Source organism: Rhizobium sp. RSm-3 (genome assembly GCF_001854685.1).
GTDB lineage: Bacteria > Pseudomonadota > Alphaproteobacteria > Rhizobiales > Rhizobiaceae > Rhizobium > Rhizobium ecuadorense.
This window is the reverse complement of sequence record NZ_MAWZ01000023.1, coordinates 19,615-43,454: the sequence shown is the minus strand read 5'-3', so window position 1 is coordinate 43,454 and position 23,840 is coordinate 19,615. Positions and strand designations below refer to the sequence as shown.

At 62.6% G+C, this 23,840-nt stretch carries 28 protein-coding genes; 18 read left to right on the top strand and 10 right to left on the bottom strand.

Annotation, left to right across the window (positions count from 1 at the left end; all coding sequences use genetic code 11):
- Positions 1-62: 62 nt before the first annotated feature.
- On the top strand, positions 63-1,346 hold the full coding sequence (locus BBJ66_RS19010) for a D-alanyl-D-alanine carboxypeptidase family protein (protein ID WP_071088906.1): 1,284 nt from the start codon (positions 63-65) through the stop codon (positions 1,344-1,346).
- Positions 1,347-1,475: 129 nt separating this feature from the next.
- Complete coding sequence (locus BBJ66_RS19005; protein WP_071088904.1) at positions 1,476-1,793, top strand: MazG nucleotide pyrophosphohydrolase domain-containing protein; 318 nt, start codon at positions 1,476-1,478, stop codon at positions 1,791-1,793.
- 19 nt (positions 1,794-1,812) lie between these two features.
- On the opposite strand, the gene BBJ66_RS19000 is transcribed toward BBJ66_RS19005, so the two are convergent.
- The 3 genes from BBJ66_RS19000 to BBJ66_RS18990 form a co-directional block, all read right to left on the bottom strand.
- The gene (locus BBJ66_RS19000; protein WP_071088902.1) at positions 1,813-2,304 is read right to left on the bottom strand and encodes a GNAT family N-acetyltransferase; all 492 of its coding nucleotides are present in this window, start codon (positions 2,302-2,304) and stop codon (positions 1,813-1,815) included.
- Between the two features lie 17 nt (positions 2,305-2,321).
- Positions 2,322-3,737: a metalloprotease TldD gene (tldD, locus tag BBJ66_RS18995; protein WP_049736031.1), complete on the bottom strand. Its 1,416-nt coding sequence runs from the start codon at positions 3,735-3,737 to the stop codon at positions 2,322-2,324.
- A 314-nt stretch (positions 3,738-4,051) separates the two neighbouring features.
- A complete protein-coding gene (locus BBJ66_RS18990; RefSeq protein WP_184345065.1) occupies positions 4,052-4,723 on the bottom strand; it encodes an invasion associated locus B family protein in 672 nt (223 codons plus the stop codon).
- Positions 4,724-5,040: 317 nt separating this feature from the next.
- On the opposite strand from BBJ66_RS18990, the gene coxB reads away from it, so the two are divergent.
- From coxB to BBJ66_RS18965, 6 genes are all read left to right on the top strand, one after another.
- Positions 5,041-5,925, top strand: a complete 885-nt coding sequence (gene coxB, locus BBJ66_RS18985; protein ID WP_049736033.1) for a cytochrome c oxidase subunit II — start codon at positions 5,041-5,043, stop codon at positions 5,923-5,925.
- Between the two features lie 17 nt (positions 5,926-5,942).
- The gene (gene ctaD, locus BBJ66_RS18980) at positions 5,943-7,655 is read left to right on the top strand and encodes a cytochrome c oxidase subunit I (protein ID WP_049736034.1); all 1,713 of its coding nucleotides are present in this window, start codon (positions 5,943-5,945) and stop codon (positions 7,653-7,655) included.
- Between the two features lie 66 nt (positions 7,656-7,721).
- A complete protein-coding gene (locus BBJ66_RS18975) occupies positions 7,722-8,672 on the top strand; it encodes a heme o synthase (RefSeq protein ID WP_071088919.1) in 951 nt (316 codons plus the stop codon).
- Positions 8,672-8,812: a hypothetical protein gene (locus BBJ66_RS35015; protein ID WP_003569857.1), complete on the top strand. Its 141-nt coding sequence runs from the start codon at positions 8,672-8,674 to the stop codon at positions 8,810-8,812. The genes BBJ66_RS18975 and BBJ66_RS35015 overlap by 1 nt, the downstream gene beginning before the upstream one ends.
- Positions 8,809-9,417: a cytochrome c oxidase assembly protein gene (locus tag BBJ66_RS18970; RefSeq protein WP_071088900.1), complete on the top strand. Its 609-nt coding sequence runs from the start codon at positions 8,809-8,811 to the stop codon at positions 9,415-9,417. Before BBJ66_RS35015 ends, BBJ66_RS18970 begins: the two co-directional genes overlap by 4 nt.
- Before the next feature lie 61 nt (positions 9,418-9,478).
- A complete protein-coding gene (locus BBJ66_RS18965; RefSeq protein WP_049736036.1) occupies positions 9,479-10,357 on the top strand; it encodes a cytochrome c oxidase subunit 3 in 879 nt (292 codons plus the stop codon).
- A gap of 236 nt (positions 10,358-10,593) precedes the next feature.
- On the opposite strand, the gene BBJ66_RS18960 is transcribed toward BBJ66_RS18965, so the two are convergent.
- The gene (locus tag BBJ66_RS18960; RefSeq protein ID WP_071088917.1) at positions 10,594-11,235 is read right to left on the bottom strand and encodes a chloramphenicol phosphotransferase CPT family protein; all 642 of its coding nucleotides are present in this window, start codon (positions 11,233-11,235) and stop codon (positions 10,594-10,596) included.
- Positions 11,236-11,366: 131 nt separating this feature from the next.
- On the opposite strand from BBJ66_RS18960, the gene BBJ66_RS18955 reads away from it, so the two are divergent.
- The 5 genes from BBJ66_RS18955 (at position 11,367) to rnhA (ending at position 15,054) form a co-directional block, all read left to right on the top strand.
- Complete coding sequence (locus BBJ66_RS18955) at positions 11,367-11,747, top strand: DUF983 domain-containing protein (RefSeq protein ID WP_071088898.1); 381 nt, start codon at positions 11,367-11,369, stop codon at positions 11,745-11,747.
- A complete protein-coding gene (locus tag BBJ66_RS18950) occupies positions 11,740-12,495 on the top strand; it encodes an SURF1 family protein (protein ID WP_071088896.1) in 756 nt (251 codons plus the stop codon). Before BBJ66_RS18955 ends, BBJ66_RS18950 begins: the two co-directional genes overlap by 8 nt.
- 63 nt (positions 12,496-12,558) lie before the next feature.
- A complete protein-coding gene (ispH, locus tag BBJ66_RS18945) occupies positions 12,559-13,560 on the top strand; it encodes a 4-hydroxy-3-methylbut-2-enyl diphosphate reductase (RefSeq protein ID WP_049730837.1) in 1,002 nt (333 codons plus the stop codon).
- A gap of 76 nt (positions 13,561-13,636) precedes the next feature.
- Positions 13,637-14,602, top strand: a complete 966-nt coding sequence (locus BBJ66_RS18940; RefSeq protein ID WP_071088894.1) for a homoserine kinase — start codon at positions 13,637-13,639, stop codon at positions 14,600-14,602.
- The gene (rnhA, locus tag BBJ66_RS18935) at positions 14,599-15,054 is read left to right on the top strand and encodes a ribonuclease HI (protein ID WP_071088892.1); all 456 of its coding nucleotides are present in this window, start codon (positions 14,599-14,601) and stop codon (positions 15,052-15,054) included. The genes BBJ66_RS18940 and rnhA overlap by 4 nt, the downstream gene beginning before the upstream one ends.
- A 228-nt stretch (positions 15,055-15,282) precedes the next feature.
- Here rnhA and BBJ66_RS18930 read toward each other — a convergent pair whose 3' ends face one another.
- The 4 genes from BBJ66_RS18930 to BBJ66_RS18915 all read right to left on the bottom strand — a co-directional run bounded on the left by BBJ66_RS18930 (position 15,283) and on the right by BBJ66_RS18915 (position 18,203).
- Positions 15,283-15,792: an NUDIX hydrolase gene (locus BBJ66_RS18930; RefSeq protein ID WP_071088890.1), complete on the bottom strand. Its 510-nt coding sequence runs from the start codon at positions 15,790-15,792 to the stop codon at positions 15,283-15,285.
- A 353-nt stretch (positions 15,793-16,145) separates the two neighbouring features.
- The gene (locus tag BBJ66_RS18925) at positions 16,146-17,216 is read right to left on the bottom strand and encodes a zinc-binding metallopeptidase family protein (RefSeq protein ID WP_071088888.1); all 1,071 of its coding nucleotides are present in this window, start codon (positions 17,214-17,216) and stop codon (positions 16,146-16,148) included.
- Positions 17,217-17,305: 89 nt separating this feature from the next.
- Positions 17,306-17,497 carry a CsbD family protein gene (locus BBJ66_RS18920; RefSeq protein ID WP_049730841.1) on the bottom strand — a complete coding sequence of 64 codons (192 nt, stop codon included), beginning with the start codon at positions 17,495-17,497 and terminating at the stop codon, positions 17,306-17,308.
- A 100-nt stretch (positions 17,498-17,597) separates the two neighbouring features.
- Positions 17,598-18,203, bottom strand: a complete 606-nt coding sequence (locus tag BBJ66_RS18915) for a YqgE/AlgH family protein (RefSeq protein WP_012556819.1) — start codon at positions 18,201-18,203, stop codon at positions 17,598-17,600.
- 140 nt (positions 18,204-18,343) lie between these two features.
- Here BBJ66_RS18915 and BBJ66_RS18910 point away from each other — a divergent pair, with 140 nt between their 5' ends.
- Together BBJ66_RS18910 and BBJ66_RS18905 are read left to right on the top strand one after the other, a co-directional pair.
- Complete coding sequence (locus BBJ66_RS18910; RefSeq protein ID WP_071088886.1) at positions 18,344-19,183, top strand: protein-disulfide reductase DsbD domain-containing protein; 840 nt, start codon at positions 18,344-18,346, stop codon at positions 19,181-19,183.
- 101 nt (positions 19,184-19,284) lie between these two features.
- Positions 19,285-19,770, top strand: coding sequence for a peroxiredoxin (locus BBJ66_RS18905; protein WP_049730843.1), 486 nt, complete (start codon positions 19,285-19,287; stop codon positions 19,768-19,770).
- Between the two features lie 446 nt (positions 19,771-20,216).
- Here the strand turns inward: BBJ66_RS18905 and BBJ66_RS18900 are convergent, their stop codons facing one another.
- On the bottom strand, positions 20,217-20,624 hold the full coding sequence (locus BBJ66_RS18900; RefSeq protein ID WP_071088884.1) for a hypothetical protein: 408 nt from the start codon (positions 20,622-20,624) through the stop codon (positions 20,217-20,219).
- Positions 20,625-20,895: 271 nt separating this feature from the next.
- Between BBJ66_RS18900 and BBJ66_RS18895 the strand changes: the two genes are divergently transcribed.
- The 3 genes from BBJ66_RS18895 to BBJ66_RS18885 are packed head-to-tail and all read left to right on the top strand — an operon-like array spanning position 20,896 to position 23,430.
- Positions 20,896-21,645: a metal ABC transporter ATP-binding protein gene (locus BBJ66_RS18895; RefSeq protein ID WP_071088916.1), complete on the top strand. Its 750-nt coding sequence runs from the start codon at positions 20,896-20,898 to the stop codon at positions 21,643-21,645.
- Complete coding sequence (locus BBJ66_RS18890; protein ID WP_071088883.1) at positions 21,642-22,514, top strand: metal ABC transporter permease; 873 nt, start codon at positions 21,642-21,644, stop codon at positions 22,512-22,514. Before BBJ66_RS18895 ends, BBJ66_RS18890 begins: the two co-directional genes overlap by 4 nt.
- A gap of 16 nt (positions 22,515-22,530) precedes the next feature.
- Positions 22,531-23,430 (top strand): metal ABC transporter solute-binding protein, Zn/Mn family, encoded by a 900-nt coding sequence (locus BBJ66_RS18885; RefSeq protein ID WP_071088881.1) that lies wholly within the window; start codon positions 22,531-22,533, stop codon positions 23,428-23,430.
- 33 nt (positions 23,431-23,463) lie between these two features.
- Here BBJ66_RS18885 and BBJ66_RS18880 read toward each other — a convergent pair whose 3' ends face one another.
- Positions 23,464-23,772 (bottom strand): Dabb family protein, encoded by a 309-nt coding sequence (locus tag BBJ66_RS18880; protein WP_071088879.1) that lies wholly within the window; start codon positions 23,770-23,772, stop codon positions 23,464-23,466.
- Positions 23,773-23,840: the final 68 nt, after the last annotated feature.

Here is a 23,840-nt window from a genome sequence, read left to right as displayed (position 1 = left end):
CTTCTGTCACATTACGGCACAAAGGCCGATCCATTGCGAGCCGACGCATCAAGGGGAACTGCATGAGAACGCTTCTGGCGGCTGTTTTGACCGCAACGCTGGCCGTTTCGGCGCCTCTTGCGGCCTGGGCCGGCAGCGCTTCATTGATCCTCGATGCCCGCACCGGCAAGGTTCTCGCCGCCGAAAACGCCGATACGCTGAACCATCCGGCCTCGCTGACCAAGATGATGACGCTCTATCTCACCTTCGAGGCGCTGAAGCGCGGCAAGATCGCCTGGGAAACGCCGATCAAGATGTCGAAATACGCCGCTTCCCGCCCGCCGACCAAGCTCGGCGTCAAGGCCGGCGGCACGATCACCGTGCGCGAGGCGGTCTACGGCATGATCATCAAATCCGCCAATGATGCCGCCTCCGCCATGGGCGAGACGCTCGGCGGTTCGGAAAGCGGTTTTGCCCGGATGATGACCGCCAAGGCCCGCCAGCTCGGGATGAGCCGCACCGTCTTCGTCAACGCCTCCGGCCTGCCGGACGGCCGTCAGGTTACGACGGCGCGCGATATGTCGACGCTCGCCATCGCGCTGATGAAGAATTATCCGAACGAATACCGGCTGTTTTCGGCGGCAAGCTTCAATTTCCGTGGCCGCAACGTGCGCGGCCACAATAATCTCATGTACCGCTACCAGGGCATGGACGGCATCAAGACCGGTTACACCAACGCCTCCGGCTTCAATCTCGTCAGCGCCGTCAAGGACGGCAACCGCCGCGTCGTCGGCGTCGTGCTCGGCGGCCGCACCGCCCGCAGCCGCGACGCCAAGATGGCCGGTCTGCTCGACCGTTATCTCGGCCGTGCCTCCTCTTCCGGCGGCGCCAAGCTGGTGGCGAGCGTCGGCGCCAGGGAGCCTGTCGAAGTCGCCTCCGCCGCCGATGATTCCGATGTTCCGGTGCCGCTGAGCGCCCCACGCCCAACCGACGATCTTGCCGCAAAGAGCCTGGCCTATGCCGATGACGCCGTCGTGCCGCTGGACCGTCCGGTCGCGATGGACGAGATCCTGAACGCCGGCAAGGCGCCGAAAATGTCGGCAGAAAAGACTGCTGGTGACTGGCAGATCCAGATTTCGGCCGCCCCGAGCGCCGATGCGGCGCGTGCGCTTCTCGCCCAGGCAAAGTCGGAAGGCGGCGCACCGCTTGTTTCCGCCTCGCCCTATACCGAGGCGGTCGGGACGGGCGCCAACAAGATCTACCGCGCCCGCTTCGTCGGTTTCGCCAGCAGGGATGCCGCCGTCTCCGCCTGCGATGCGCTGAAGCAGCGCTCCTACGACTGCATGCTGCTGCCGGACCACGGCTGATCGCCGTAGCAATTCAAAGTGTTACAGCGTCCTTTGCGCGTCTGAACAGACGCGCTGCGCTGTAAGACAATCGACTCTGGACAAGCATCGGGAATCAGCGTCTCTTCCATAAACAAAAGGAGAACGCCGATGTTGCGTCGTCTTGCCGACCAGTTCGAAATCTCATCCGCCACCTATTCCGCGGCCAACGGCATCGAGCGTGACCCCGACTGGTTTCTCTTGAAGCTGCAGGAGGAGGTGGGCGAGCTCACCCAGGCTTGGAACCGCCTGACCGGCCGCGGGCGCCGCAGGGACCGGACACAGGAAGAACTCCACCGCGATCTCGCCGACGAAACCGCCGACCTGCTCGGCCATATCCTGCTCTTTGCCCGCCGCAACGATATCGATCTGGCCGCGGCGATCGAACGCAAGTGGCGGTTTCAGCCGGTGGAGGAGTTGAAGAGCTGAAGCATGTCGGCCGCCCGCGTCAGCCGACCTTATGCCGATAAAACTTGGTGTCCACCGCCATCAGCGGGAAGGCGCGGGGCAGGGTGGTTTTGGCGATCTCGGTAAAGCCGTTCTTCTCGTAGAAGCGGTGGGCGGCGACGAACTTGTCCGTGGTACCGAGGAAGATTTCGGTGAGGCCGGCATCCCTGGCGTGGGAAAACATGCGGTCGAGCAGCAGCGCCGCCACGCCATGTTCATGGCCGCGAACCTTGGCGGCGACGAACATCTTGCGCAGCGCCGCCTGATGGTTGCCGATATCCTTCAAACCAAGCGTGCCAACGATGGCGCCGTCCTTGACGGCGACCCAGAATTCTCCCTTGCCGGACTGGTAGAAATCCGGGATGACCCTCAGATCGGGCTGCGCATCGGCAGTGATGTCGATGCCGAACTCTTCGCGCTGGATCGGCAGGATCACCGAAAGCACGGCATCGGCGTCGCCTTCCGCAAAACGCCTGATCTCGACCTCCGCCATCACAGGCTCCTTTCGCCTCAGGTCTGCGTACCGCCGACCGTCACCTGATCCATGCGCAGATGCGGCTGGCCGACGCCGACGGGAACCCATTGGCCGCCCTTGCCGCAATTGCCGATGCCGGTATCGAGCTTCATGTCGTTGCCGATCATCGATACACGCTTCATCGCATCCGGGCCGTTGCCGATCAGCATGGCGCCCTTGATCGGCGCGCCGACCTTGCCGTTCTCGATCAGATAGGCCTCGGTGCAGCCGAAGACGAACTTGCCGGAGGTGATATCCACCTGGCCGCCGCCGAAGGAAACGGCATAGATGCCCTTCTTCACCGAGGCGATGATCTCTTCGGGCGTCTTGTCGCCGCCGAGCATATAGGTGTTGGTCATGCGCGGCATCGGCACATGCGCATAACCCTGGCGGCGGCCGTTGCCGGTGGGCGCCATGCCCATCAGCCGGGCGTTCTGCCGGTCCTGCATATAGCCGACCAGCTTGCCGTTCTCGATCAGCACGTTATAGCCCGACGGCGTGCCCTCGTCGTCGATGGTGATCGAGCCGCGGCGGTTGTCGATCGTGCCGTCGTCGACGACGGTCACGCCAGGGGCGGCGACCATCTGGCCGAGAAGGCCTGAAAAAGCCGACGTCTTCTTGCGGTTGAAATCGCCTTCCAGTCCGTGGCCGACGGCCTCGTGCAGCATCACCCCCGGCCAGCCGGAGCCGAGAACGACGTCCATCGTGCCCGCCGGCGCATCGATCGCTTCGAGGTTGACCAGCGCCTGGCGCAGCGCCTCGTCGGCGCCGTATTGCCAGCTGCCCTCGGCGATGAAGTCGCCGAAGCCGATCCGTCCGCCGCTGCCGTAGGAGCCGCTTTCCTGCCGGTCGCCTTCGCCGACCATCACCGAGATATTGATGCGCGTCATCGGCCTGATGTCGCGCACGCGATGCCCGTCGGCGCGCAGGATGTCGACCACCTGCCAGCTTGCCGCGACCGAGGCCGTCACCTGCCGCACCTTGTCGTTCTTGCCTCTGAGATAGGCGTCGATGTCCTGCAGGAGCTTGACCTTTTCCTCGAAGCTCGGCTGGCCGATCGGGTTCTGGTCGCCGTAGAATTTCTTGTTGGTGCCTTGCGGGGCCGCCGCATAGGAGCCGGAATAGCCGCGCGTCACTGCGCCCACAGCATCCGCCGCCCGCTTCAGCGCCGCCACCGAGAGATCGCCGGCATGGGCAAAACCGACCGCTTCGCCGGCAACGGCGCGCAGGCCGAATCCCTGCTCGGTGTTGAAGCTGCCGCCCTTCAGCCGGCCATTGTCGAAGGTCAGCGCTTCGGCCTGCGCATGCTCGATAAACAGCTCGCCGTCATCGGCGCCGGCGAGCGCCTCGGCGACCAGACCACGCATCGTGGCTTCGTCGGCATCGAATAGCGTCAGGAGATCGGTGGTCATGGTCTTGCTCCAATGGGCATGCGTTTGGGAATGCGCTTACGCATCTAGATAGGGCTCCCAATGATAAGGAGTGAAGCCCTGCTGTCGAATTTTCTTTGTGGGAGAGGTTATCTTGGCCTCGTGCGACACCGTCCGGTTCGTGCGGATGCTGCCCCTCACCCTAACCCTCTCCCCGTAAACGGGGCGAGGGGACGTGCCCTGCGAGAGGTATGCGAGGGACGGAGAGGTCGCGGCTATCCCCTTCGCCCCGCGCGCGGGGAGAAGGTGCCGGCAGGCGGATGAGGGGCGGACCCGCGACAGGCCGCGAGCTGCCCTTACGGCAGCGCGTCAAAACCCTCAGCGAAGCCCTTGAGGTCGACGGGGATGCCGATGCCTTCTTCCGGCGTCTGGAAGACGATGAAGGTTGCCTGGGCGCCGCTGCGGAAGGTCTTCAGCAGCTCGTCCTCGAGCACGACCTCGGCATAACAGCCATCGGCGAAGCAGCGCACGAAATAGGCGCGGCCGATATCCTTGCCGTCGACATTGAGGCCGAGGCCGTTCGGCAGGAGCACGCCGAGCGGCGCCAGCACGCGCAGAATCTTCGACTTGCGGTCGGCCGTCTTCAACACGACAACGGAAAGCCCGACTTCCGGCCGGTCCTCGGCGATGACGTTCTGCATCAGCGCGCATTGTTCGGTCGAGGCACCTGCCGGCTTGTCGCAGACGACGGACCACGCGCCATGATTGGATTTCACCGTGCCCGGCGCCTGCGGTTGGGTCTGGCCGGGTGTCGCCTGGATATTGGGATTGGCCGCACTCGGCTGCTGCGGTGCCGTAGTGGGAGCAGGGGCAGGGGCTGGGGCGGCAGCCGGCGGCTTGGCCTGGGCCGGCGTGGGTTGCTGCTGTGCGAAAACAGGCGTCGTCGCTGCGGCCGCGATGCTGACAGTCACGAGAAGCGACTGCGCGAGGGAACGGAAACCCATGGAAACCTCTGGATATCGAATCATTTGCGGCTATTGTTGAAGCTGCCCACCAAAAATGAAAAGCCCCACCCCGTGAAAACCGGGGGACTGCGGCGGAAATTGGACCTTTCGGCAAGAATGTGCGGCGCGCGGATTGGCCGGAAAGCCGATTTTTCATATGCTGATGAAAAACTTGGGATGTTTTGCCCTTCCGGCCTGCCTATGCTTTCAGCAAAAATGCCGCATAGACAATTGCTCTGACCTGTTGCGGCAAATGCCAAACTGTGGTTTGAAGCGCTGAAGATGGCAAGGATTCTGCGTTCTATTCTGCAGGTCAAGCGCTCGAGGGAGATAATAAGGTGATGAAGAAGGCTTATGCAGCCCTGACCACGCTGGTCTGTCTGCTTTTTGCTTCCGGCACATATGCCGACCAGCCAACGCCGTGGCAGGCAACGCTGCAGCCGGCGGCAACGCCGATCATGCGGGAGATCCACTGGTTCGAACAATATACCCTGTGGTTTATCGTTCCGATCACGCTCTTCGTTCTGGTGCTGCTCATCGTCGTCTGCGTCAAGTTCCGCGCCAGCGCGAACCCGGTTCCCTCGAAGACGAGCCACAACACGCTGATCGAGATTGCCTGGACCGTGGGGCCGGTCCTGGTGCTGCTTCTTCTCGCCATTCCCTCGTTCAACCTGCTGACGGCGCAGCTGACGCTGCCCGAAAACCCCGACGTGACGATCAAGGCGACCGCCACCCAGTGGCAGTGGAACTATGAATATGAAGGTTCGGGCGACAGCCCACTGGCTTTCGACAGCTATCTCTTGAAGGATCAGGACCGCGCCGCCGCCGGCAAGGAAGACAAGTCGGTCTATCCCAGGCTTCTGGCCGTCGACAACGAACTGGTGCTGCCTGTCAACAAGACGGTCCGCGTTCTCGTGACCTCCGCCCCGACCGACGTCATCCACGCTTTCGCCATGCCGTCCTTCGGCGTCAAGATCGACGCTGTGCCGGGCCGCCTGAACGAGACCTGGTTCAAGGCCGAGCGCGAAGGCCTGTTCTATGGCCAGTGTTCCGAGCTCTGCGGCAAGGACCATGCGTTCATGCCGATCGCCATCCGCGTCGTCTCCGAGGACAAGTACAAGCAGTGGCTGACCGCAGCCGCCAGCGACCTGCCCGGCGCCTACAAGACACTCATGGCTGCAACCGATGGTCCCGCAAAGACCCTCGACGTCGCCGAAGCACAGTAATTAAGGGGATCGGGACAATGGCTGGACCTTCCGCTCACGACGATCATTCTCACGGTCATGCCCATGATGACCACGCCCATGATCATGACCACGATCACGGGCATGGGCACGGGCACAAGCCGAGCTTTGTCAATCGCTGGCTGTTCTCGACCAACCACAAGGACATCGGCACGCTCTATCTGATCTTCGCGATCATTGCCGGCATCATCGGCGGCGCGCTGTCGGTGGCCATGCGCATGGAGCTGCAGGAGCCTGGCATCCAGATCTTCCACGGCCTGGCCTCGATGGTCTACGGCTATGAGGGCGATGCCGCGATCGACGGCGCCAAGCAGATGTTCAACATGTTCACCACGGCGCACGCGCTGATCATGATCTTCTTCATGGTCATGCCGGCGATGATCGGCGGTTTTGCCAACTGGATGGTGCCGATCATGATCGGCGCGCCCGACATGGCCTTCCCGCGCCTGAACAACATCTCCTTCTGGCTGATCGTTCCGGCCTTTGCGCTGCTCTTGCTGTCGATGTTCGTCGAGGGCCCGGCAGGCGCCTACGGCACCGGCGGCGGCTGGACGATGTATCCGCCGCTGGCGACCAGCGGCACGCCCGGCCCGGCGGTCGATCTGGCGATCTTCGCGCTGCACATTGCCGGCGCCTCGTCGATCCTCGGTGCGATCAACTTCATCACCACGATCCTCAACATGCGCGCTCCCGGCATGACGCTGCACAAGATGCCGCTGTTTGCCTGGTCGGTGCTGATCACCGCCTTCCTGCTCTTGCTGTCGCTGCCGGTTCTGGCAGGCGGCATCACCATGCTGCTCACCGACCGTAACTTCGGCACCTCCTTCTTCTCTCCGGAAGGCGGCGGCGACCCGATCCTCTACCAGCACCTGTTCTGGTTCTTCGGTCACCCCGAGGTCTACATCCTCATCCTGCCGGGCTTCGGCATGATCAGCCACATCATCTCGACCTTCTCGAAGAAGCCGATCTTCGGTTATCTCGGCATGGCCTACGCCATGGTCGCGATCGGTGCCGTCGGCTTCGTCGTCTGGGCCCACCACATGTACACGGTCGGCCTGTCGCTCGACGCGCAGCGCTACTTCGTCTTCGCGACGATGGTCATCGCCGTTCCGACCGGTGTGAAGATCTTCTCCTGGATCGCGACGATGTGGGGCGGCTCGATCTCGTTCCGCACGCCGATGCTCTGGGCGATCGGCTTCATCTTCCTGTTCACGGTCGGCGGCGTCACCGGCGTCCAGCTCGCCAATGCCGGTCTCGACCGCTCGCTGCATGACACCTATTACGTCGTGGCCCACTTCCACTACGTTCTGTCGCTCGGCGCCGTCTTCGCGATCTTCGCCGGCTGGTACTACTGGTTCCCGAAGATGACCGGCTACATGTACAACGAGTTTGTCGGCAAGCTGCATTTCTGGGTCATGTTCATCGGCGTCAACCTGGTGTTCTTCCCGCAGCATTTCCTCGGTCTCGCCGGCATGCCGCGCCGCTACATCGACTATCCTGATGCTTTTGCCGGCTGGAACTATGTTTCCTCGATCGGCTCCTACATCTCGGCCTTCGGTGTGCTGATCTTCCTCTTCGGCGTCTTCGAAGCCCTGGCCAAGAAGCGCGTCGCCGGCGATAATCCGTGGGGTGAGGGTGCAACGACGCTCGAATGGCAGCTGCCTTCGCCGCCGCCCTATCACCAGTGGGAACAGCTTCCGCGCATCAAGTAATTGCGCGGGTGTCAGGACGCCGTATCGACTGCGGCGTCCTGATATTCTGACATTCGGGACGGAATGATGACGGTTATCGACAATCACGGGGTGCTTGCAAAGGACGGCGAATTGTCGGAAGCGAGTGCGCGCGATTATTTCGAATTGCTGAAGCCGCGGGTGATGTCGCTCGTGGTCTTCACCGCCTTTGCCGGCCTGGTGCTGGCACCGGGCCACATCCATCCCGTCCTCGGCCTGATCGCCATTCTCTGTATCGCCGTCGGTGCCGGCGCCTCCGGCGCGCTCAACATGTGGTATGACGCCGATATCGACGCCATCATGAGCCGCACCGCCAACCGTCCGATCCCGGCCGGCCGCATCGCGCCGTCGGAGGCGCTGGCCTTCGGCCTGGTGCTGTCGGGCTTCTCGGTCGTCATCCTCGGCCTTGCCGTCAACTGGCTCTCGGCCGGCATCCTCGCCTTCACCATCTTCTTCTACGCCGTCGTCTACACCATGTGGCTGAAGCGCTCGACGCCGCAGAATATCGTCATCGGCGGCGCTGCCGGCGCCTTCCCGCCGATGATCGGCTGGGCCTGCGTGACCAACAGCGTGACGATCGAAAGCACCGTGCTTTTCCTGATCATCTTCCTGTGGACGCCGGCGCATTTCTGGGCGCTGGCGCTGTTCAAGATGCGCGATTACGAGGCCGTCGGCGTGCCGATGCTGCCGAACGTTTCCGGCGAGCGGGTGACCAAGCATCAGATCGTCGCCTATGCGGTGCTGACCGCCGTCTGCGCGGTGTTGCCCTCCTTCCTCGGCTTCGCCAGCCTCGGCTACGGCCTGGTGGCCGCCGCGCTCGGCGCGATCTTCATCTACTGTTCCATCGCCGTCTGGCGCATGCCCGACGGCGATCTGAAGATGATCCCGGCAAAGAAGCTGTTCGCTTTCTCGATCTTCTACCTCTTTGCCGTGTTCTCCGCCCTGATGATCGACCGGTTGGCCTCGATCTTCGTTTCGCACGCCGGAGGCTGGTTCTGATGGATCTCGTCAAGCTCACCGAAAAGCAGATGAAGTCGCGCCGCAACCGCAACATCGCCCTCGGGCTGGTGCTCGCCGGCCTCGTCATTCTCTTCTATGCGATCACCATCGTGAAGATCGGCGGGGGAATGGCCGGATGAGCGAAAAGCCCGCCGCACCGAAAAAGCAGGGCCGCAACAACGGCGCCGTCGTCATGATGTGCCTGAGCTTCGTCTTCGGCATGGGCGCGATGAGCTATGCCGCCGTGCCGCTCTACCGTATCTTCTGCCAGGTGACCGGCTATAACGGCACGACGCAGCGCGTCGACCAGATGTCGAGCGTCGTGCTCGACCGGACGATGCGCGTCACCTTCGACGCCAATGTCGCGCCCGGCCTGCAATGGGACTTCAAGCCGGTCGAACGCGAGGTCAATCCGAAGATCGGCGAGACGATCCAAGTCCATTTCACCGCCGAGAATCGCTCGAACGAGACGCAGCGCGGCCAGGCGGTTTTCAATGTCACGCCGGGTGAAGCGGGCGTCTATTTCAACAAGGTGCAATGTTTCTGCTTTACGGAAACGGACCTGAAGCCGGGCGAAAAGCTCGACATGCCGGTCGTGTTCTACATCGATCCGGAAATCGTCAAGGCCGTGGAATCGAAAGACATACATACGGTCACGCTGTCATATACGTTCTACCCGAAAGAGGGTCCGAAGCCGCTGGCTTCGAATGAGGGTGGAGCGGAAAAGAGTGAAAAGAAACTTTGATCAAGGCTCGTTTCCGGCTATGCCGGGAGCGGAGTGAAGGAAGACATCCGGGGATAGCTACATGGCCGATGCTCATCAGAAGAATCACGACTATCACATCATCGATCCGAGCCCGTGGCCGATTCTCGCCTCGCTCGGCGCCTTCATCATGGCGATCGGTGGCGTCTGCTACATGCGTTACCTGAACGGCGGCTCGTTCAAGGTCGCCGGCGCCGAACTCGCCAATCCCTGGCTGTTCTATATCGGCTTCGCGCTGGTTCTCTACGTTATGTACGGCTGGTGGGCCGATACGGTGAAGGAAGCCCATGAGGGCGCCCATACCCGCGTCGTTTCGCTGCACCTGCGCTACGGCATGATCATGTTCATCGCTTCGGAAGTGATGTTCTTCGTCGCCTGGTTCTGGGCCTATTTCGATGCCAGCCTCTATCCGAACGAGGCGATCCAGGCCTCGCGCCTGCTTTATACCGGCGGCACCTGGCCGCCGAAGGGCATCGAGGTCCTCGATCCCTGGCACCTGCCGATCTACAACACCGTCATCCTGCTGCTCTCCGGCACGACGGTCACCTGGGCGCACCATGCGCTGCTGCACAACGACCGCAAGGGCCTGGTCCAGGGCCTGGTTCTGACGGTGCTGCTTGGCATTTTCTTCTCCAGCGTCCAGGCCTATGAATATGCCCACGCGCCCTTCGCCTTCAAGAATTCGATCTACGGCGCGACCTTCTTCATGGCGACCGGCTTCCACGGTTTCCACGTCCTCGTCGGCACGATCTTCTTGGCTGTCTGCCTGATCCGGGCGCTGCGCGGCGACTTCACCCCGAAACAGCATTTCGGCTTCGAAGCCGCCGCCTGGTACTGGCACTTCGTCGACGTCGTCTGGCTGTTCCTGTTCTTCTGCATCTACGTCTGGGGCGGCTGGGGCGCCCCTGTCGCGGCCGGCTGATTGCAGCGATTTTCAAGGAAAAGGCGGGCCGGGTGCCCGCCTTTTTTGTATGGCGGACGTCTACTTGGTTTGTCCGGTTTGCGCAGAAAGCTGCCCCTCACCCTCACCCTCTCCCCGTAAAACGGGGCGAGGGGACGTGCCCCGCGAGACGCTGGAGAGGGACGGAAAGGCTGCGGCATGTTCCCTTCGCCCCGCGCGCGGGGAGAAGGTGCCGGCAGGCAGATGAGGGGCAGATCTCACCGCCCGCCCGCAATCCGCTCGAACGCCGAAGGTTCGGGAATGCCGAAATCCAATTGATGGCGGATCGCCTCGGCGCATTCGAGGGCGGTGAGCACGGATGTATCGACCTCCATGTCGTAGATACCAGGACGGTGCACTTCATCCTGCCAGCGCTGCACCGGTTCGGGGATCGGCACCGCCTCAGTGGCTCTTGCATAGAGCGTCTCGCGGCCCTCCTGCTTGAATTCCCGCCGCTGCATGATCGTCCCGATGGGACAGTGCACGCCGACGAACAGCACGGAGAAGCCGTCCAGGCGCCGGGCACAGTCGCCGAGAATGCCGAGCGGCTGCGAGTAGCTGTCATGATGGCCGAGATCGGCCACCACATTGAGCCCCAATCCGGCATGGATGGCGATCGATTCGTAAAGGGCCGCATAGAGGAACGGCACCAGTTCTTCGAGTTCCGGCCGCTCGCCGCCGGGCCTGAGCCCGATGCCGGGCAGATAGCGCTTCGGCGTCATGGCATTGTAGCTGTCGACGCCGAGGTTGATCCACGGTCCCTCGAATTCCTCCTGGATCGCGCGGGCAATGCTGGATTTGCCGCTTCTGGGCGCACCGTTCAAAATAATGATCTGTCCGGCATGGCTGTCGTTGGTCATCAGCTTCTTCTTCTGTTTGGCGCGAATCACTGAGGCGAAACCGCGCAGGCATTTCCATTCGGGATGCGAATACTTTATGGGAGAGTTAAGGCAGCATGGAGTGCCGAGAAGGAATGGCCAGAAGGAATGGTATGAGCGAAGACAGCGCCCATTATCCCCCCGTCGATCCTGTTAAAACAGGCATCAAGGGCTGCTGCCCGCGCTGCGGTCAGGGCAAGCTGTTCGACGGCCTGCTCGGGGTCAAGCCGCATTGCGCCTCCTGCGGCCTCGACTATTCCTTCGCCGATGCCGGCGACGGGCCGGCCGTCTTCGTCATCCTCATCGTCGGCTTCATCGTCATCGGCATGGTGCTGTGGCTGCAGGTGAATTACGGGCCGCCGATCTGGGTGCATATCCTGCTCTTCGCCCCGCTGACGATCATCCTGTCGCTGCTGACGCTGCGCTGGGCCAAGGGCATCTTGATCGCCATGCAGTATCGCCATAATGCCCGCGAAGGACGCCTGAGTGACTGAGATAGAGCATGTGATGCCGCGCCGCCGGCTGCCTGTCATCACCGGCATCCTGGTGCTGATTGCCCTTGCCATCCTGATTTCACTCGGCACCTGGCAGGTGGAACGCCTTCGCTGGAAGGAAGGCCTGCTCGCCGATATCGCTGCGCGGCAAGTGGCCGCCCCCGTGCCGCTCGCCGATATCGAGGCGATGGCGGCTGGCGGCGGCGATATCGAGTATCGCAAGGTCACCGCCACCGGCCGCTATATCAACAACAAGGAGCGGCACTTCTTCGCCACCTGGCGCGGCCAAACCGGCTTCTACGTCTATACGCCCCTGGAGCTTGCCGATGGGCGCGCGCTCCTGGTCAATCGCGGCTTCGTTCCCTATGAGAACAAGGAGCCGGAGATGCGCATGCAGGGCCAGTTGACGGATCAGCAGACCGTCACCGGTCTCGCCCGCGAGAAACTGCCCGGCAAACCCTCCTGGGTGGTGCCTGATAACGACGTCGCCAAGAACATCTTCTATTGGAAGGATCTCGACGTCATGGCCGACAGCGTCGGGCTGGACAAGGCGCGCGTCATCCCGTTTTTCGTCGATGCCGATTCCACTCCCAATCCGGCCGGCCTGCCGATTGGCGGCGTTACCCAGGTGGATCTGCCGAACGACCATCTGCAATATGCCTTCACCTGGTACGGGCTGGCCGCCGCGCTCGTCGCCGTGGTCGGGATCTCCTGGTTTCGCAAACCCGGCAGGCAGCCTCGGCAATAGTATCGCTTCAATTCTCGACTATATTGGGCTAGAGGTCCCTAAATCTCGCAACCCGGAACAGACATGAATATTGCAGCGAAACCTCCCTTGACGATCAGGCTCTGCGGGCCGCGCGGCTTCTGCGCCGGCGTCGACCGCGCCATCCAGATCGTCGTGCTGGCGCTGAAATCCTATGGCGCGCCTGTTTATGTGCGCCACGAGATCGTCCACAATCGTTATGTCGTCGAGGGGCTGGAGGCCAAGGGCGCCGTCTTCGTCGAAGAGCTGGATGAAATCCCGGCCGAGCATCGCGCCCAGCCGGTGGTCTTCTCCGCCCATGGCGTGCCGAAATCCGTGCCGGAGGATGCGGCAAGCCGCAATCTCTTCTATCTCGACGCCACCTGCCCGCTGGTCTCCAAGGTCCACAAGCAGGCGATGCGCCACAATCGCCTCGGCCGCCATGTCGTCCTGATCGGCCATGCCGGCCACCCCGAAGTGATCGGCACGATGGGCCAGCTGCCGGAGGGTTCGGTTTCGCTGATCGAGACGATCGAGGATGCCGACGCCTATATTCCCGTCGACGCCGACAATCTCGGTTACGTCACCCAGACGACGCTGTCGGTCGACGACACCGCCGGCGTCATCACCCGCCTGCACGAGCGCTTCCCCAATCTGACGGCGCCGGCGGCCGACTCGATCTGTTATGCGACGACCAACCGCCAGGAAGTGGTGAAGCAGGCGGCTCCCGGCTGCGATCTCTTCATCATCGTCGGCGCGCCGAATTCCTCCAATTCCAAGCGCCTCGTCGAAGTGGCGCTGAGGGCAGGGGCGAAAAAATCGATCCTGGTGCAGCGCGCCGCCGAACTCGACTGGGACGAGATCGGCGCGATCTCGACGCTCGGCCTTTCCGCCGGCGCCTCCGCCCCTGAGGTCATTGTCAACGAGATCATCGAGGCCTTTCGCGCCCGTTTCGACGCCCGCGTCGAGCTGGCCGAAACCGTGCAGGAAACCGAGAATTTCCTGGTCAACCGCGAATTGCGCAGCATCGAGCTGACGGCGGCCGACATGGCCTTCGTCAACGGCTGATCCCCATACTCCTTATCGACGCCGGATGGTCGATCCGGCGGCCCAATAACAGCAATGCATGAAGGCGAGACCTCACTTGGCAGTCTATACCGATATCGCCGAAGACGATCTGAAATGGTTCCTGACGGAATATGATGCGGGCACGCTGCTGTCCTACAAGGGCATCGCCGAAGGCGTCGAAAACTCCAATTTCCTGCTGCATACCTCGAAGGAGCCGTTGATCCTGACGCTTTATGAGAAGCGGGTGGAAAAGACAGATCTGCCCTTCTTCCTCGGCCTGATGCAGCATCTTGCCGCCCGCGGCCTGTCCTGCCCGCTGCCGCTGCCGCGCCGCGACGGCGCGCTGCTCGGCTCGCTCTCCGGCCGCCCGGCCGCACTGATTTCCTTCCTCGAAGGCATGTGGCTGCGCAAGCCCGAGGCGAAACATTGCCGCGAAGTCGGCAGGGCGCTCGCCGAAATGCATGTGGCCGGCGATGGTTTCGAACTGACGCGGGCGAATGCGCTGTCGATCGACGGCTGGCAAACACTCTGGGAGAAATCCGAGGCGCGCGCCGGCGAGGTCGAGGCCGCCCTGCAGGACGAGATCCGCGGTGAACTCGATTTCCTCGCCGCCGCCTGGCCGAAAAACCTGCCGGCCGGCGTCATCCATGCCGACCTCTTCCCCGACAACGTCTTCTTCCTCGGCGATCAGCTCTCCGGGCTGATCGATTTCTATTTCGCCTGCAACGACCTGCTCGCCTATGACGTCTCGATCTGCCTGAATGCCTGGTGCTTCGAAAAGGACGGCGCCTACAACATCACCAAGGGCACGGCGATGCTCGAGGGTTACCAGAGCGTGCGGCCGTTGAGCAGCGAAGAGATTGCCGCTTTGCCGGTGCTGTCGCGCGGTTCGGCGCTGCGTTTCTTCCTGACGCGGCTCTATGACTGGCTGACGACGCCTGAGGGCGCCATGGTCACCAAGAAGGACCCGCTCGAATATCTCCGCAAGCTGCGCTTCCACCGCCAGGTCGGCTCGGCCGCCGAATATGGATTGAGCCTATGAAACATGTCGATATCTTCACCGACGGCGCCTGCTCCGGCAATCCCGGCCCCGGCGGCTGGGGCGCCGTGCTGCGCTATGGCGATGTCGAAAAGGAGTTGTGCGGCGGCGAGGCGGATACGACCAACAACCGCATGGAATTGCTGGCGGCAATCTCGGCGCTCCAGGCCTTGAAGAGCCCCTGCGAGGTCGACCTCTATACCGACAGTGCCTACGTCAAGGACGGCATCTCCAAATGGATTTTCGGCTGGAAGAAAAACGGCTGGAAGACAGCAGACAAGAAGCCGGTGAAAAATGCCGAGCTATGGCAGGCGCTGGAACAAGCCCGGGATCGCCATAAGGTGACGCTGCATTGGGTCAAAGGCCACGCGGGCCACCCGGAAAACGAACGCGCGGATGAACTTGCGCGCAGGGGCATGGAGCCGTTCAAGAAGGGCAAGGCGGTTTCGTTTTAGCCGGATAGGCGTTACGCCTGTGCTTGAAGGCTGCCCCTCACCCTAACCCTCTCCCCGTAAACGGGGCGAGGGGACGTGCCACGCGAGACGTTGGCAGGGAACCGAGAGGTCGCGGCATGCCTCCTTCGCCCCGCAAGCGGGGAGAAGGTGCCGGCAGGCGGATGAGGGGCAGGCGGCGATCTCTCTGGGTTGAGGATTTAACCGGGCAGGCAGCGGTCTAAGGTGACTTCATCGGGCCGCCATATCCCGCCGCACCAGATGCTGGACGCCCTCCGGCATCGTCTCGATGAGGTCACGCAGCGGCATCGGTTGCAGATTGAAACGATCGAGCACGGCCCGGTTTGGCAAAGCCCAGCAAAATTCCAGGTCGGCGTCACCGTCGCGGATACGGTGGACGATATCGGTTTCATGGAAGGGCAGGGCGCTCAGCAGTTCCGCCTCATAGTAGAAACCGACTTCATGAACTCTTCGTCCCGCAAGCTCGAAAAAATTCTCGATGATGAAGCGCAATGGCCCGACCGTGGCCTGGCAGCCGATCTCCTCTTCTATTTCGCGGGCGAGCGTTTCCGCGCCCGCCTCGTGAAACTCCACGCGCCCGCCGGGCAGGACCCAGAACGTGTCGCCGACGACGCGATGGATGAGGATGTGGCCATGGGATCGGATCAATGCACCGGCCCGCAATTGGAATCGGGAATTGCTGGCATCCAGCACGATCATGGTTCGAGCGGCATCGTCCATGGTTTTGTGTTCTCCAGGGTTGTACGGCAAATAGTAATGCGACTCGCAAGGTTATGGAGTGGACCCGTAGGTTGTCGAGTCGCCAGCCGCTCGGTTTTGGAAGGCCGATGATAGGCGGAATTGCTTCCCCTTGCTCCTCATCCCTGTGCTCGTCACAGGGAGCCAGTGCGCCCAAGTCCTTGGGCGCGGGGACTAATTTCCCGAATGAGCGTCTTTCACCGCGCCGACGCGCGGTGGCTGGATTCCTGTGACGAGCACAGGAGGGTGGGAGATGGCGCTGCCTCACGGCAGCAACGCCTGTGCCGCAACGCAGCAGCGGCCGCCCCTTGATCAGCCTCCAGCAACCCCACCTGCTACACCGCCGTCGCCGCCCCCTGGATCAGCCGGTGCAGATATTCGAGCTTTGCCACGACAGGCGAGGACAGCACGAAGGGGTAGGAGTCCGGTTGGCCCATGCTGCGCTGGATGGCGTTGATGGCCAGGCTGAGCGGCACCCAGGCGCTGACCAGCTGTTCGGCGCTGCTTGCCCGGTAGGGGAGGAAATCCACTTCGCCGGCGATTTCCTCGTGGCCGCGCGGATCGATGGCGATGCCGAAGGCGCGGGCGGTTTCGAGGGTGTCGACGATATGGAGGTAGTGGGCGAAGCATTCGGCGAAATCCTCCCAGGGGTGGGAGGCGGCATAGGCGCTGATGAAATTGTCCTGCCATCCCAAGGGCGCGCCGACGGCATAGTGGTTTTGCAGGGCGGCCGCATAATCCTGCCGTTCGTCGCCGAAGACGGCGCGGAATTCCGCCATGCCGTCGCGGTCGCGCACCAGCTTGTTCCAGATGAAATGGCCGGTCTCATGGCGGAAATGGCCGAGCAGGGTGCGATAGGGTTCGTTCATCGAGCTGCGCGCCTGTTCGCGCGTCGCGTCGTCGGCCTCTGCGGCGCGGATGGTGATCAGGCCTTCCTCGTGGCCGGTCATAGCAGGCACGACATAGCCGTTGCTCTCGATCGCATCCTCGAGGAAATCGAAGACCAGGCCACCTTCCGGATCCTGCACCCGATCGGGATGCGGCAGCCTCCAGCGCAACAGCGAATAGAAAAGATGACGCTGCGCCTGGCCGATGCGCCGCCAGCGATCGATGCCGTTCTGGCTATCGGTGTTCGGAACCAGTCGGTTGTGGCGGCAGGCGAGGCAGAATTCGCTGTCGCTATCGCCATCCACCAGCCAGTTGCAGATGTCGAGGCCGGCATTGGCGCAGAAGCGCACGTCGCGATCGGGATTGGAAACAAGCTGCCAGAGCGTTTCGTCGCGCGGCTCCAGCGCATGCATGGCGAGATCACCCGGCCGGAAGCCGAGCCGATGGTTGCAGCGCACGCATTGGCGGTTGTCGAAGTGGACGACCTGATCGCAGTTGTCGCAGGCAAAAAGCTTCATCGTATATCCCTGCCGGCGGGCGGCGGATTAAAAATGCCTGCCGCGCGAGGGGCGCAGCAGGCATGGTTCATGACGGATGAGCGTATGGCTCAGAGCCGGTCGACGGCGCCCTTGAGCTTGTCCTTGACCTTGCCTGTTGCGACCTGGCCCTTGCCTTTGGCTTCCTGAACGGCGCCCTTGGCCTGCATTTCGCGATTGTCCGTCGCCTTGCCGACGGCCTGCTTGGTCTTGCCGGCAATTTCGTTTGCCTTGCCTGAGATCTTGTCGCTGGTGCTACCCATATGTGCTGTCTCCTTCGTCAAGCATGGGCCTCGTGCCCGTGTTTGCCGAAATGAAACGTCAGCCGGCGAAATTCGTTCCAGCTTTGTCAGGCCAGCTTTGTCAGGCATGCCCTGCTTCGGCCGAAAGCATGGCGGCGGTGACACCCATGCCGGCGAGCGCCCGCTCGTATTTGTCGTCGAGGCTGCGATCGAAGATCAGTTCCTCATTGGCCGGGCAGGTGAGCCAGCCATTGTTGACGACCTCGTTTTCGAGCTGGCCGGCGCCCCAAGAGGAATAGCCGAGCAGCATCGTCGCGCGCGTCGGGCCATCGCCCTTGGAGATGGCGCGCACGATGTCGAGCGTCGCCGTCAGGCAGATGTCGTCGCTGACCGGGATCGAGGAGTCGCTGGAATAATCGTCCGAATGCAGCACGAAGCCGCGGCCGCTTTCCACCGGGCCGCCGGTCTGGATCGGGAAATCGCGCGCCCGCTGCGGCAGCACGATCTGATCTTCCTGCTTGATCATGTCGAGATGCAGCAGCACATCCGTGAAGGTCAGGCTTTGCGGGCGGTTGATGACGAAGCCCATGGCGCCGGCATCCGAGTGAGCGCAGATATAAATCACCGTGCGCGCAAAATTGCGGTCCTCGATGCCGGGCATGGCGATGAGGAACTGGCCATCGAAGAAGCCACGTTCCCGTCTGTTCTTCAGCGTCGATAAGGACATCGTTCCTCCTGCTGCCAACCGCATTGAGGCCTTGACAAGAGAAACATGGGCCAATGTCACACATCAATCAACCAAAAATGAAGATTTAAATCGTCGTGACTTCTGGCGGCGAAACCTCCGTTTCGGTAAACCGTTGTTCCATGATGATTATTTCCTCAGTACCACGCCGACTTTTCATGGCGGTCATCTCGATGGGTGCAGCCCTTGCCGCCCATTGTTCGGCTCACGCGGAAATGAGCGCCTGGGCGGAGAACGAAGGCGGCCGCATGCGCCTGGTGGCGCTGGCGCCCGATGCCGCCGGCAAAATCCGCGCCGCGCTGCAGATCGAGCCGAAACCCGGCTGGATCACCTATTGGAAAGAGCCCGGAAACAGCGGCATTCCGCCCCAGTTCACCATCGCGGCTGGCAGTGGCGTCACGCTCGATGCGATGGCCTATCCCGTCCCGAAACATTTCTTCAACGGCGCGGTCGAGGATATCGCCTATGACGCGCCGGTGACGCTGCCGCTGTCGCTGAAGGCGGCAGGCAAAGCCCCGGTTGAGATCGACGCCGTCGCCTTCATCGGCATCTGCAAGGATATCTGCATTCCCTTCCAGGCGAATTTTCAGCTGAAACTCGGCCCGGCCATCCAGTCCCACCCACAGGAGGAGGCGATCCTTGCGGCGGCCGATGCGACGCTGCCGCAGCCGCCATCGGCCGAATTCGGCGTGACCGCGCATGCGATGTCGCCCGATCGCAAGACGCTGTCGCTGACGCTGGTTTTGCCTGAGGAGGGCAAGGGCGCCCCCGATATCATCGTCACCGGCCCGAGTGGCTATGCCTTCACCAAGCAGATCGGCGGCAAACGCGACGGCGCCACCTTCAAGACCGATGTCGCCATCGGCAAGCTGCCTGGGGATTACGACTTATCCGGCAAACGCTGGGGTGTGCTCGTCATCGATGGCGGCAAGGCGATGGAGACCACGCTTGCCTTTGAGTGACCGGGACCTATAGTCGCCTCGACCCCCGCGGCGCCCGCCGCTGCCAAGGCCAAAACCCAACAAGCCGGAATTCCCAACAAGCCGGAATCAAGGAGAAAACCATGACCATCGCGATCGGCGACAAGCTTCCTGCCGCCACCTTCAAGGAAAAGACCGCCGACGGCCCGGTCGAAATCACCACCGAACAGCTCTTCTCCGGCAAGCGCGTTGTGCTCTTCGCCGTGCCGGGCGCCTTCACGCCCACCTGCTCGCTGAACCATCTGCCGGGTTATCTCGAAAATCGCGACACCATCCTCGGCAAGGGTGTCGACGATATCGCCGTCATATCAGTCAACGACTGGCACGTCATGGGCGCCTGGGCGCAATCCTCAGGCGGCATGGGCAAGATCCACTTCCTCGCCGATTGGGATGCCGCCTTCACCAAGGCCGCCGGCCTCGAAGCCGACCTCTCCGCCGGCGGCCTCGGCCTGCGCTCCAAGCGCTATTCGATGCTGGTGGAAGACGGCGTGGTCAAAGCCTTGAACGTCGAGGAAAGCCCCGGCCAGGCAACGGTTTCCGGTGCCGCCGCGATGCTGGAACTGCTGTGAGTTTTCGATAGGTATCGGGCGGGGCTGCCCCTCACCCTAACCCTCTCCCCGTTTTGACGGGGCGAGGGGACGTGCCTCGCGAGACGTTGGCGAAGGACGGAGAGGTCGCAGCTTGCCCCCTTCGCCCCGTTTACGGGGGTCCGAAGGACGGGTCGAGACCCGTGGCTCGACCCCGGTGGTGGCGGCAGCCGGATGAGGGGCGCACGCCGACGGTGAGTTTGCCAGAATCGCGCCCCAATCTCCGTCATCCCAGGCCTCCGAGCCTGGGATCCACGCCCGGTGTGATCGCGGGTAGAGTGGATCCTCGGGTCAAGCCCGAGGAGGACGGAGGGTGGGGTGGCTCTTGGAGCAAGACAGCGATGTTTGGCCGATAGGGGTGCGTTGCGCCTCCGTCGATTGCACTCCTTACCGCGCTTCACGCTCAGGCCTGACCTTGGGCGCTCCGCTTATCCCGTGAACTCGCCAATTTGCGGCTCCGAAAAAATTGTCACGGGACCGGAAACCCAATGAAGTTGGTCTAAGAAGGTCGTGAACCTGTGAACGGCTCGTTCTGGCGGTTCCGTCCGCGTCCATTGCCTGCCTTCCACATGCGTATCGATATAGCGGAATTCGATCAGGCCCGATGCTTGCGCTGAAATCCGTAGATGGGCGACCGAGGGCGCGGCGTGCCCGGTTTGTTGGACGCACAGATCAGCCATTGATGTCCATCCAAACAGTGCGTGTCGAAGCGAATTATGAGCGATGAAATCGGCAAGCCGCTCAACGCCCCGCAAGGCAGAGGAAAACTTCTCGTCGGCCGAATTTTCCCGCACGCTGCGGATATGGTCAACAATGAGGTGCCAAGATCTGATCATCCGATAAGTCTCGCTCCGAAGCACTTGGCTGTCAAATGGCCGCACCTCCTATCCCCGCAATAACAATCTCGCCAAGAAGCTCCGCCTCAATCTCGCCGCAATCGTTATAACATAACCGTAATGTTATTACATTGTAGGACCAGCCAATGCCCCCCAGCCCCGACCGTCCCTCCGTCAGCCTGCTGGGACAGTCGGCTCTTTCAAGGGTGATCGGCATCTCGTTGGCCGTTGGCGTGCTTTGGCTGGCGATCCATTGGGCGATTCTGCTGCCATGACGCCGGTGATCCGTATCGACAATCTGACGGTCGCCTATAACCGGCACCCCGCCATCCACCATGTCTCCGGCGCCTTTGCCAGAGGCAGCCTGACGGCGATTGCCGGGCCGAACGGGGCGGGTAAGTCGACGCTGTTGAAGGCGATCATGGGGGAGCTTCGACCGGCCGAGGGCCGGGTCGAGCACCGGCTGGGACGGGCGGAGTTCGGCTACCTCCCGCAGGCGGCCGAGATCGACCGGCGCTTTCCGATCTCGGTCATCGACACCGTCATGCTCGGCGCCTGGAAGACGGCAGGCGCTTTCGGCCGCATCGCGCCCGGTGAGATTAAAAGGGCAGGCGAGGCGCTGTCTGCGGTCGGCCTTGAAGGTTTCGGAAAGCGCCATGTCGGATCGCTGTCGGCCGGGCAGTTCCAGCGTGTGCTCTTTGCCCGCCTGCTGCTGCAGGATGCCGGCATCATCCTGCTCGACGAGCCGTTTACCGCAATCGATGCCCGCACCACCAAGGATCTCATCGATATCGTCACCCGCTGGCATGGCGAGGGCCGCACCGTCATTGCCGTGCTGCATGATTTCGAGCTCGTGCGGGCGCATTTCCCCGAGACCCTGCTGCTTGCCCGCGAGCTGGTGGGATGGGGGCCGACCGCCGACGTCATGTCGTCGGCCAATCTACTGAAAGCCCGCGCCATGGCCGAGCGCTGGGACGAGGATGCCGAGGCTTGCGGCCCCGAACAGGTGCCGGCGGCATGACGGTCTACGATCTCTTCCTCGCGCCCTTTGCCGATTTCGGCTTCATGCGCCGGGCGCTCGTCGCCTGCCTCTGCCTCGGGCTCGGCTCCGGGCCGATCGGCGTCTTCCTGATGCTCCGGCGCATGAGCCTGATGGGCGACGCCATGAGCCATGCCGTGCTGCCGGGGGCGGCGATCGGTTATCTCGTCGCCGGCTCGCTGTCGCTGACGGCGATGGGGCTTGGCGGCCTTGTCGCCGGCCTGTCGGTGGCGCTGCTGTCGGGCGCCGTCAGCCGCATGACCGTGCTGCAGGAGGATGCGAGCTTTGCCAGCTTCTATCTCGCATCGCTGGCGCTCGGCGTGCTGATCGTCTCGCTGCGCGGCTCGAATATCGATCTGCTGCACGTACTCTTCGGCACCATTCTGGCGATCGATGCTTCGGCGCTTTATCTGATCGGCGCCATCACCTCGCTGACCCTTGTCGTCCTCGCCTTAATCTACCGGCCGCTGGTGGCCGAATGTTTCGATCCCGGCTTCCTGCGCGCCGTCGGCGGGCGCGGGCCGGTCTATCACGTCCTCTTCCTGCTGCTCGTGGTCTTGAACCTCGTCGCCAGCTTCCAGGCGCTCGGCACGCTGATGGCGGTCGGCCTGATGATGCTGCCGGCAGCCGTCGCCCAGCTCTGGTCGCGCAGCCTGGCCGTGATGATGGCGATCGCGGCCGCAAGTGCCGCTGCCTCCGGTTATCTCGGCCTGATCGCCTCCTACCATCTGGAACTTGCCTCCGGCCCGACGATCATCATGACGGCGGCGCTGATTTACGCCTTCTCTATCCTTTTCGCGCCCTCGGGCATCGCCCGGCGCTTCTTTCCCCGCCCGCATCTGAAGGGCTGATCCCAAGGAGACTTCGATGACACCGCACAGACTGCTTCTTTCCGCCGCAATCCCCGCTTTGATGGCGCTGTCGGCCGTGCCGGCCTCCGCCGAGACGCTGAAGGTCGTGGCCTCCTTCACCGTGCTTGCCGACGTCGTCAAACAAGTCGGCGGCGACCACGTCGATGTGAAGAGCCTCGTCGGGCCGAACGGCGACCCCCATGAATTCGAGCCGTCGCCTGTTGACGCCAAGAATCTGAACGCGGCTGAGGTGACCTTCGTCAGCGGCGAAGGGCTGGAAGGCTGGATGGACCGCCTGATCACCGCCTCGGGTTATAAGGGCAAGCCGGTGACCGTCTCCGAAGGCATCGACGTCAGCACCATGGAAGAGGACGGCGCGGAGATCACCGATCCGCATGTCTGGAACAGCCCCGTCAACGTCAAGATCTGGGTCGCCAACATCGAAAAGGCGCTGTCATCGGCCGATCCCGCCGATGCCGCTGCCTTCAAGGCCAATGCCGAGAACTACACCAGGAAGCTGGACGAATTGAACGCCTACGCCCATGCGAAATTCGACAAGGTCGCCGACGACCGCCGCAAGGTGCTGACCAGCCATGATGCCTTCGGCTATTTCGGCCGCGAATATAATGTCACCTTCCTGGCGCCGCTCGGCCTCTCCACCGAAAGCGAGGCATCCGCCGCCGACGTCGCCAAGCTGATCGAGCAGATCAAGGGCGAGCATGTGAAGGCCTATTTCTTCGAGAATTCCAACGATCCCCGCCTGGTCAAACAGGTCGCCAAGGCAACGGGTGCGGAGCCCGGCGGCGAGCTCTATGTCGAGTCCCTCTCCGACGCCAAGGGACCGGCGCCGACCTATGAGAAGATGTTCCGCTACAATGTCGACCAACTCGCCGCCGCCATGGCGAAATCGAGCTGAGGAGCAAGAGGCTGCAGGTTTGCTCCCGCAGCCTCAAACATTGAGGTCGAAGACCAGGATGCCGGCCAGGCCTCCGTCGGTCGACGAGACGATGCGCTCGCCGACGGTCACGTGCTCGGGATGGATGAGATAGGCGTCGCGGGCCTCGGGGCTTTCGAAGGTCACGGCAAAACCGTCGACGAAGCCGCCATGCAGACCCTCGGGCGAAACATTCGGCCCGTATTTGATATCCAGGATGCCGGGAATGACCTGCTTCAGGGCGACGATCGCCGCAAACAGCGATTGCTTCTCGTCTCCGGTCACCGCGGTCTTCAGCCGCAGGAATACGCAGTGCAGGATCATCAGTGTCCTCCCGATTTTCTGTGCCGGCAGAATAGCCGCGAAAGCCGGGAGGGCAATGGGATTTATTT